The organism is Methylopila sp. 73B (assembly GCF_000526315.1).
Lineage (GTDB): Bacteria > Pseudomonadota > Alphaproteobacteria > Rhizobiales > Methylopilaceae > Methylopila.
In genome coordinates this window covers 3,577,744-3,586,512 of the sequence record NZ_JAFV01000001.1, presented here as the reverse complement: position 1 = coordinate 3,586,512, position 8,769 = coordinate 3,577,744, and the positions used below count along the sequence as shown (strand labels likewise).

Sequence of the window (8,769 nt, the reverse complement as noted above, 5' to 3'; positions counted from 1 at the left end):
GAAGACCGCGGTTCTGGGTCCCGGCTCAAGGCAGGGACCCGAGGGCGCTATCCGGCGCCTCGCCTCCGCCGCCTCAGGCGACCTGGCGGTCGTCCGGGGTCGGGGCCGGCTCGATGTCCGGCGTTTCCGGCAGGTCGGAGCCGGTCGCGCCGCGAGCGACGCGGCCGTGCACCAGCTCGTGGATGAACGACAGCTTGCTGACGACCGACTCCGACAGCACGAAGGGATAGGGGTCCAACGCGCCCATCGAGCGGTTCAGCGCGTTCAGGGCGCCCGAGAGGGCCAGCCACGACTCCACGATCTCCTCGATCGTCGTGTTCGGCGAGAACACGTCGAAATCGATCTTCGCGGTCAGCAGGTCCTCGCGGTCGACGCGGGGATCCACGCGGAAGCCCCACGAGCGGCCGGTGTCGAGCGTGTCGGTGATATGGAGGTAGTGCGCCCAGGTCTCGGCGAAGTCCTCCCAAGGGTGGGCGGCTGCGTAGTGCGAGACGAACTCGTTCTGCCAGCCCGGCTTCGGGCCGTTGGCGTAGTGGTTCTGCAGCGCCTGCGCGTAGTCCTGGCTGTCGTCGCCGAACACCGAACGGCACGCCTCCAGCGCGCCGCCGTCGCGCACCAGCCGATCCCAGTACCAGTGGCCGATCTCGTGGCGGAAGTGGCCGAGCAGCGTGCGGTAGGGCTCGCCCATGGCCGTGCGGCGGCTTTCGCGCTCGGCGTCGTCGGCCTCGGCCAGAGCGATGGTGATGAGGCCGTCGTCATGGCCCGTCAGCACATGCTGCCCGGAGGCGTCGTCGTTGCTCAGGAACTCGAACCCGAGGCCTTCGGGATGCTCGGCGCGGGTCTGCAGCGGGAGCCTGAGGCGGAGCAGGCTGTAGAACAGCCGACGCTTCGCGATCTCCATCTTCTGCCACAGCGCCACATTGGTCGCGTCGGCCAGGTTCGGCACCACGAGGTTGTGGCGGCAGGCGAGGCAGAAGGTCTCGTCCTGGTCGGCCGGGACCATCCAGTTGCAGACGCCGTGGTCGTAGTTCGCGCAGTAGCGCCACGGGCGATCGTCGGACTTCGCGCCCACCGCGGTCCACCCGCCGTCCAACGGCTCGAGCGCCAGCATCGTGTTCGACGCCGGCTCGTAGCCGAGCGCGTGATTGCAGCGCTCGCACACCACGTTCTCGAAGAACACCACGTGGCTGCAAGAGGGGCAGGAGAAGAGCTTCATAGTCGTCGAATCCTTTTGGCGCCCGCGCGCCACGATTGGTCGTCGCTGCAATGCGCGCCGCGGCGAAACAGTTCCGTGCTGCGCGAAATTACTGTTGCGGTATCTGGGCGCCCCGCCCTGTCGGGAATGGACAACGGCCCTTGCTGCGGCGCCGCAGGCGGTTAAGCTCACGCCCAACCAACCGGAGCGCCGACCCCCGCCACATGTCGATCCTAGCCGCCCTGCGTCATGTCACGCATTACAAGTACGACCGTCCCGTCCAGCTCGGGCCCCAGGTGATCCGGCTGCGCCCAGCCCCGCACTCCCGGACGAAGGTCCCGTCGTTCTCGTTGAAGGTGAGCCCGGCGAACCACTTCATCAACTGGCAGCAGGACCCCTTCGGCAACTACCTCGCGCGCTTCGTGTTCCCGGAGCCGACGACCGAGTTCAAGATCGAGGTCGACCTGCTGGCCGACATGACGGTCTACAACCCGTTCGACTTCTTCGTGGAGGACTACGCCTCGGAGTGGCCCTTCGCCTATGAGGAGTCGCTCGCCGTCGATCTTGCGCCCTATCTCGAGACCGAGCCGGCCGGACCGCTGCTTCAGGACTTCCTCGCGACGCTCGACCGCAGCGAGACCCGCACGGTCGATTTCCTGGTCGGCCTCAACCGCGTCCTCCAGCAGCAGACCGCCTATCTCATCCGTATGGAGCCCGGCGTGCAGACGCCGGAGGAGACGCTGACCAAGCGCTCCGGCTCCTGCCGCGACACCACCTGGCTGCTGGTGCAGACGCTGCGGCACCTGGGCTTCGCCGCCCGCTTCGTGTCGGGCTACCTCATTCAGCTGAAGCCCGACCTGGTCTCGCTCGACGGCCCCGCCGGCACCGACCACGACTTCACGGACCTCCACGCCTGGACCGAGGTCTACCTGCCGGGCGCCGGCTGGATCGGCCTCGACGCCACCTCCGGCCTGCTGACCGGCGAAAGCCATGTGCCGCTGGCCGCCACGCCGCACTACCGCACCGCGGCCCCGATCTCGGGCCTCGCCAGCTACGCCGAGGTCGAGTTCGACTTCGAGATGAAGGTCGACCGCATCGCCGAGCGGCCGCGGGTGTCCTTCCCCTTCTCCGACGACAGCTGGGCGGCGCTCGACGCGCTCGGCGAAAAGGTCGACGCCGAGCTCGTCGCCAACGACGTGCGCCTCACCATGGGCGGCGAGCCGACCTTCGTCTCGATCGACGACTTCCAGTCGGCCGAATGGAACGCCGACGCCACCGGCCCGCAGAAGCGGGCGCTGGCCGACGACCTCATCCGCCGCCTGCGCGACCGCTTCGCCCCCGGCGGCTTCCTGCACTACGGCCAGGGCAAGTGGTATCCCGGCGAGACCCTGCCGCGCTGGACCTTCTCGCTCTACTGGCGCAAGGACGGCAAGCCGATCTGGAAGAACCCGGACCTCATCGCCCGCGAGAAGACCTCCGAGGAGGCCGACGTCGCCGGCGCGGAGGTTCTAGCGCGCGGCGTGGCCGAGCGGCTCGGCGTCGCGCCCGACAACGCCCAGGCCGCCTATGAGGACCCGTCCTACTGGCTGGTGCGCGAGGCGCAGTTGCCGGCGAACGTCGACCCCTCGAACCCGAAGCTCGAGGACGCGGAGGAGCGCGCGCGCCTCGCCCGCGTGTTCGACCGCGGGCTGAACAACCCCACCGGCTTCGTGCTGCCGATCCAGGCCTGGCAGGCGCAGGGGGTGCGCTGGGTCTCGGAGCGCTGGGGCACCCGGCGCGGCAAGCTGTTCCTGTCGCCGGGCGACAGCGCGCTCGGCTACCGCCTGCCGCTGGGCGCCCTGCCCCATCTCAGCAAGAGCGAGTTCCCCTACTTCTTCCCCGCCGATCCGGTGCGGGAGATGGAGCCGCTGCCGGACCCGGACACGATCGCGCTCGGCCACGAGCAACGCCGCATCTCGACGCCGGACCAGCCCGTCTGGCAGGCGCCGGCGACGATGCAGAACGAGATCGTCGGCTACGTCCGCACCGCCCTCTCGGTTGAGCCGCGCGACGGCAAGCTCTGCGTCTTCATCCCGCCGATGGAGTCGATCGAGGCCTATCTCGACCTGCTCGCGGCGATCGAGGACACAGCGGAGGAGAGCGGCCTGCCCGTCCAGATCGAAGGCTACGCGCCGCCGTTCGACCCGCGGGTCAACGTGGTCCGCGTCGCGCCCGATCCCGGCGTGATCGAGGTCAACGTCCACCCCGCCGCCTCATGGCGGGAGGCGGTCGCGATCACCACCGGGGTCTACGACGACGCGCGCCAGTCGCGCCTCGGCGCCGACAAGTTCATGATCGACGGCAAGCACGTCGGCACCGGCGGCGGCAACCACGTGGTGGTCGGCGGCGCGACGCCGCTCGACAGCCCGTTCCTGCGCCGGCCCGACCTGCTGAAGTCGCTCGTGCTGCAGTGGCAGCGCCACCCCTCGCTCAGCTACCTGTTCTCGGGCCTGTTCATCGGCCCCACGAGCCAGGCGCCTCGCATCGACGAGGCCCGGCACGACCAGCTCTACGAGCTCGAGATCGCGATGGCGAACGTGCCGGCGCCGGGCGAAGGCCTGGCTCCGCCGCCGTGGCTGGTCGACCGCCTGTTCCGCAACCTGCTGATCGACGTCACCGGCAACACCCACCGCTCCGAGATCTGCATCGACAAGCTGTACTCGCCGGACGGCCCGACCGGCCGGCTGGGGCTCGTCGAGTTCCGCGGCTTCGAGATGCCGCCGGACGCGCGCATGAGCCTCGCCCAGCAGCTGCTGATCCGCGCGATGATCGCGAAGTTCTGGAAGGAGCCGGCGCAGGGCGGCTTCGTGCGCTGGGGCGCCCGCCTGGCCGACCGCTTCATGCTGCCGGCCTTCGTCTGGGAAGACTTCCTCGACGTGATCGACGAGCTGAAGCGCGCCGGCTACCCGCTGCGCGCCGAGTGGTTCGAGGCCCAGGCCGAGTTCCGCTTCCCGTTCTGCGGGCGGATCGAGCGCGAGGGCGTCTCGCTCGAGCTGCGCCAGGCGCTGGAGCCCTGGCACGTCATGGGCGAGACCGGCGCGATCGGCGGCACCGTCCGCTTCGTGGACTCCTCCGTCGAGCGCCTGCAGGTGAAGCTGACCAACGCCGACCCGGCCCACCATGTCGTCACCTGCAACGGGCGCCCCGTGCCGCTGACGCCGACGCGCGTCTCCGGCGAGCAGGTCGCTGGCGTGCGCTTCAAGGCGTGGCAGCCGGCTTCCGGCCTGCACCCGACCATCCCGGTGCACGCGCCGCTCACCTTCGACATCTACGACAAGTGGTCGAAGCGTTCGCTCGGCGGCTGCGTCTACCACGTCGCCCACCCCGGCGGCCGGAACTACGACACCTTCCCCGTGAACTCCTACGAGGCCGAGGCCCGCCGGCTCGCGCGCTTCGAGGACATCGGCCACACCGGCGGATCGTTCGAGCCGACGCGCGAGACCCCGAACCCGTCCTTCCCGCATACGCTCGACCTGCGTCGTCCCGCCTGGCTTGGAGAGTGACGCGCCGATCTGTCCATCGCCAAACGCGGCATGAGGCGCCATCGTCGCGCGGCGACGATCGACGAGTCGCCCCCTCCGCCCGAAGAGCCTGGTGACGTGCCCACCGCGAAAGTCCTGACCCCGGCCGCGCCCGAACGCGCGGCCAAAGGCGCGCTCCTCGCCGGCTATCGTCCTCCCGTCGGAACCCACGACGAGATGATGACGGCCGACGGGCAGGTGCGGCCGCATTACCGCGAGATGATCGCCTCGCTCGCCCGCATGGACGAGGCCGAGCGCGGCCGCCGCTTCGCCACCGCCGCGCAGTATCTGCGCGAGGCGGGCGTGTTCTACCGCGTCTACGGCGCCGTCGATCAGAGCGACCGGCCGCGATCCTGGCCGCTGGCGCACCCGCCGCTGATCATCAGCCGGGAGGAATGGGCGACGCTCGAGGCGGGGCTGGTCCAGCGCGCGGACTTCCTCGAGAAGCTGCTCGGCGACCTCTACGGCGAGCGAGCGCTGGTGCGCGACGGGGTGCTGCCGCCGGCGATCCTCGGCCGCAATCCCGAATTCCTGCGGCCCGTGGCCGACCAGGGCAAGTCCGGCCAGCCGCTCATCCGGTTCATCGCCGTCGACCTCGGCCGCGGGCCGGACGGCCAGTGGTGGGTGCTGGGCGACCGCACCCAGGCGGCCTCCGGCGCCGGCTTCGCGCTGGAGAACCGCGTCGCCACCTCCCGCGCGTTCCCCGACCTGATCCGCGACCTCAAGATCCAGCGTCTCGCGCGCTTCTTCCGCGACTTCCGCGAGACGCTCTATTCGCTCGACGACGGCAAGGGCGTGCGCGCCGGCCTGCTCTCGCCCGGGCCCCACAACGAGACCTACTTCGAGCACGCCTATCTCGCCCGCTACCTCGGCCTGCTGCTGCTCGAAGGCGGCGACCTCGCGGTGCACGGCTCATCGGTGGAGGTGCGCACCGTCGACGGCGCGAAGCCGATCCGCGTGCTGTGGCGCCGGCTCGATTCGGACTTCGCCGACCCGCTGGAGCTTTACGCGCGCTCGCGCATCGGCACGCCGGGCCTCGCCCGCGCGGTCCGCGCCGGCGGGGTTGAGCTCGTCAACGCGCTCGGCTCCGGCATCCTCGAGACCCGGGCGCTGCTCGCCTTCCAGCCGGCGCTCGCCAAGGCGTTGCTGGGCGAGGAGCTGAAGCTGCCGACGGTCGCCACCTGGTGGTGCGGGCAGGAGAAGGAGCGCGCCTTCGTCGCCAAGAACCGCGACCGCCTGTCGCTCGCCCACGCCTTTCCGCAGTCCGCGGAGGCCGGCGAGCGCCGCAGGCCGCTCGACCTCGGCATCCGCGCCGCGGACTCAGAGGGCTTCGCCGACATGCTGGAGACGAACGGTCTCGACGTGGTGGCGCAGGAGATCGTCGGGCTCTCGACAGCGCCGGTGTTCGTGGACGGCAAGCTGGTCGCGCGGCCGGTCACGATGCGGGTGTTCCTGGCGCGCGGCGCCGACGGCTGGCGGGTGATGCCCGGCGGCTTCGCGCGCACCTCGAGCTCGACCGATCCCAACGCCGTCTCGATGCAGTCCGGCGGCCATTCGGTGGACGTCTGGGTGCCGGGCGACCATGTGGAGCGCCAGGTCTCACTGCTGGAGAAGCCCGGCGGCGGCTTCGCCCGCCGGCTGCCGAGCGCGCCGCCCGCGCGCGCCGCCGACAACCTCTACTGGCTCGGACGCTACGTCGAGCGCGCCGAGGCCGCGACCCGGCTGGTGCGCCTGCACGCCGCCCGGCTCGCGGAAGGCGAGCGCGTGGGCGCGCTGGAGCAGGTGGTCGGCGAGCGGCTTGCGGCGATCGGCGTCGACGCCGCGGTGGGCGATCCGACCGAGGGGCTGCTCGACCTCGCCGGCCAGGCTTTCGCCACCGCCTCGCGCATCCGCGACCGGTTCTCGCCGGACGGCTGGCGGGTGCTGGGCGAGATCGTCGACATGATCGAGGCCTTCCGCGAGGAGCCCGGCGACGTCGCGGCGCTTGCGAGCGGCGTGCTCACCCGGCTGTCCGGCTTCGCGGGTCTCGTGCACGAGAGCATGTACCAGCACACCGCCTGGCGCTTCCTGCAGTCCGGCCGGCTGATCGAGCGCGGGCGGGTCACCGCGCTGGTCGCCGCCGCGCTTGCGGGCGAAAAGACGCTCGAAGGCGGGCTGGAGGCGCTGCTGGAGTTCACCGACAGCCGCGTCACCTACCGCAGGCGCTATTCGGTGGACCTCACCCGCGAGACAGCGCTCGACCTCTCCGTGCTTGACCCGCTCAACCCGCGGTCCGTGGCCTTCCAGGTCAACGGCTTCAAGACGATCCTCGACGCGCTCCCCGGCCGCAGGCACGGCGAGACGCTGGACATGCTGTCGCGGCGCGCGGTGCGGCTGCAGTCGCGGCTCACCACGGGCCACCCCTCCGAGATCGACGAGGCCTTCCTGAAGCGGATCGCGGACGATCTGGCCGGGCTGTCCGATCTGCTGTCGCGGCGGTACTTCGGCGCCGGGCCGGCGCTGGCCGAACGGTTGGAAAGCGAATGATCTACGACCTCGTCCTCAAGATCGGCTACGACTACCCCTCGGAAGTGAAGGACGCGCGCCACATCCTGCGGGTGCGGCCGCGGGCGGGACGCGGCCAGGAGGTCGGCGCGACGCAGGTGACGATCGTGCCCCGGCCGGACGAGCAGACCGCGGAACGCGATTTCTTCGGCAACGCGCTCGACCACCTCCTGCTGCTGCCGCCGCACGCGGCGCTCTCCGTCACCATGAAGACCCGGGTGACGGTCGCGCGCGCGGCCCCCGATCTCGCGAAGACGCCGACGGTCGTCGCCGTCCGCGCAACCGCGGCCCGCCTGCGCGATCCCGGCCCGGGCGGAGCGATGCACTTCCTCGGGCCGAGCCGTCTCGTGCGGCTGGGCGAGACCTTCACCGCCTATGGCGAAGAGGCGATGGACGACGACGCGCCGATCGGCGAGGCGCTGCTCGCCTTCTCCAAGCGCATCAAGGCCGATTTCAAATACGCGCCCGGCGCGACCACGGTCGACACCCCGGCGGAGGAGGCCTTCGCCCGCCGCGAGGGCGTGTGCCAGGACTTCGCGCATGTGATGATCGCGAGCCTCCGGGGGATCGGGATTCCCGCGGCCTACGTCAGCGGCTTCCTGCGGACCGAGCCGCCCAAGGGCCGCCCGCGGCTGGAGGGCGCCGACGCGATGCACGCCTGGGTCGACGTCTGGCTGGGCGAGGAGATCGGCTGGATGGGGTTCGATCCCACCAACGCCATGGTCACCCTCGACGACCACATCGTGGCCGCGGTCGGACGGGACTACTCCGACGTCGCCCCCATCGACGGCGTCCTGATCACCGCCGGCCCCCAGAAGACGCGCCACAGCGTGGACGTCGTTCCCGTCAAGGCATGAGCGCCCAAACGCAGGAGAGCGCCGCCGCAGGGCGGCCGGACGGCGTCGCGCTGGACACGCCACGCCGCTACGGGCTCGTCACCCGGCTGTTCCACGGGACGCTGGCCGCGCTCGTGCTGTGGCAGTTCGCGATCGTCGCGCTCTACAAGATCTTCGGCGAGACGCCATGGCTGAACGGGATCGCCCGCTTCGGCCCCCACGGCTATGTCGGCCTCGCGGTGCTCGCGATCGCCGTGCCGCGGTCGCTCTGGCGCCTGAGCCAGCTCCGCCGCCAGCCGGCGCTGGAGACCGGCGCGCTCGGCCGCCTCGCCCGGCTCAGCCACCTCGCGCTGCACGGGCTGATGATCATCGTGCCGGCGCTCGCGCTCGTGCGCATCTACGGCAAGGGCAAGGGCTGGGAGATCGGCGGGGTCACGCTCATTCCCGCCACCGGCCGCGAGGAGCCCTGGCTGATCGCGGCGCCGGACGCGCTGCACGAGCCGCTGTCCTGGGCGCTGCTGGCGCTGATCGCGGGCCATGTCGGCATGGCGCTGACGCACGCGCTGCTCTGGCGCGACGGGACCCTCAGGCGGATGTTCGGGCGTCTCTGAGGGTCGCCCGCCGGCGCGGATCG

At 71.2% G+C, this 8,769-nt stretch carries 5 protein-coding genes; 4 read left to right on the top strand and 1 reads right to left on the bottom strand.

What is annotated here, in order from left to right; all coding sequences use genetic code 11:
• Nucleotides 1-73: 73 nt before the first annotated feature.
• A complete protein-coding gene (locus tag K244_RS0117170; protein WP_020187523.1) occupies nucleotides 74-1,216 on the bottom strand; it encodes a putative zinc-binding peptidase in 1,143 nt (380 codons plus the stop codon).
• Between the two features lie 203 nt (nucleotides 1,217-1,419).
• Between K244_RS0117170 and K244_RS0117165 the strand changes: the two genes are divergently transcribed.
• The 4 genes from K244_RS0117165 to K244_RS0117150 all read left to right on the top strand — a co-directional run bounded on the left by K244_RS0117165 (nucleotide 1,420) and on the right by K244_RS0117150 (nucleotide 8,746).
• Nucleotides 1,420-4,737: a transglutaminase family protein gene (locus K244_RS0117165; RefSeq protein ID WP_020187522.1), complete on the top strand. Its 3,318-nt coding sequence runs from the start codon at nucleotides 1,420-1,422 to the stop codon at nucleotides 4,735-4,737.
• Between the two features lie 96 nt (nucleotides 4,738-4,833).
• Nucleotides 4,834-7,281 carry a circularly permuted type 2 ATP-grasp protein gene (locus K244_RS0117160; RefSeq protein WP_051460156.1) on the top strand — a complete coding sequence of 816 codons (2,448 nt, stop codon included), beginning with the start codon at nucleotides 4,834-4,836 and terminating at the stop codon, nucleotides 7,279-7,281.
• The gene (locus tag K244_RS0117155) at nucleotides 7,278-8,156 is read left to right on the top strand and encodes a transglutaminase family protein (protein WP_020187520.1); all 879 of its coding nucleotides are present in this window, start codon (nucleotides 7,278-7,280) and stop codon (nucleotides 8,154-8,156) included. Before K244_RS0117160 ends, K244_RS0117155 begins: the two co-directional genes overlap by 4 nt.
• A complete protein-coding gene (locus K244_RS0117150) occupies nucleotides 8,153-8,746 on the top strand; it encodes a cytochrome b (RefSeq protein WP_020187519.1) in 594 nt (197 codons plus the stop codon). The genes K244_RS0117155 and K244_RS0117150 overlap by 4 nt, the downstream gene beginning before the upstream one ends.
• Nucleotides 8,747-8,769 lie beyond the last annotated feature (23 nt).

Bases quoted from the DNA above. Each gene is read 5' to 3' on its own strand.
- K244_RS0117170 (WP_020187523.1), bottom strand. From the start codon at position 1,216: ATGAAGCTCTTCTCCTGCCCCTCTTGCAGCCACGTGGTGTTCTTCGAG.
- K244_RS0117155 (WP_020187520.1), top strand. From the start codon at position 7,278: ATGATCTACGACCTCGTCCTCAAGATCGGCTACGACTACCCCTCGGAA.
- K244_RS0117150 (WP_020187519.1), top strand. From the start codon at position 8,153: ATGAGCGCCCAAACGCAGGAGAGCGCCGCCGCAGGGCGGCCGGACGGC.
- K244_RS0117165 (WP_020187522.1), top strand. From the start codon at position 1,420: ATGTCGATCCTAGCCGCCCTGCGTCATGTCACGCATTACAAGTACGAC.